Annotated in this window: 1 protein-coding gene; it reads left to right on the top strand. The window is 71.4% G+C overall.

Annotated elements, in window-relative coordinates:
- A partial coding sequence (locus JHD67_RS21420; protein WP_199101163.1) for a hypothetical protein occupies positions 1-567 on the top strand: 567 nt, incomplete at both ends.

The following is a 567-nucleotide window of genomic DNA, read 5'->3' as shown; positions in this document are numbered from 1 at the left end:
GTTCCTCACCACCCCCGAGAAGCTCCAGCAACTCAATGCCGCGCTATTCGCCGAGGTGCGCACGCGCTATCCGGCGTTGTCGGCGGACCAGTGGTTCAGCGCCGTCAGCGGCAGCTATCAAGCGGCCATGCGATACCACGAGCCCACCACCGCCCAGCGCACGCTCACCGTGCCGGCCATCTGGGGCAACGGCGCCGCCCCGGCCGACCTCCCCGCCGAGCTGTGGCGTCGTTGGCAGGTGCCCCTCCAGGCCCGCGCGGCCGAGCCGTTCATCGTCAGCATGGGCGAGGCGCAAGGGTGCGTCACCCTGGTCACCCGCACCCGCCAGGGCCAAGCCCTGGGCCAGACCACCGAGAACGGCTACGACCTGTACGACCGCGCCGTGGCCGCCTACCCGGGCTGTCCCAGCGCCGGCTACGAACTGATGCGCTTTGGTCGGGTGCTGGGGCCGGACGCCTTGGCCGCCCGTGACCAGTATCGCGGCCGTGTGCCGCACATCCGCGCCATCACCTCGCCGCTGGACGGCAGCACGGTCTACGTGGACCTCAACGCGGCCGGCGTGCAGGT

Source organism: Dyella sp. ASV21, assembly GCF_016428975.1.
GTDB lineage: Bacteria > Pseudomonadota > Gammaproteobacteria > Xanthomonadales > Rhodanobacteraceae > Dyella.
This window is presented reverse-complemented; position numbering and strand designations above follow the sequence as displayed.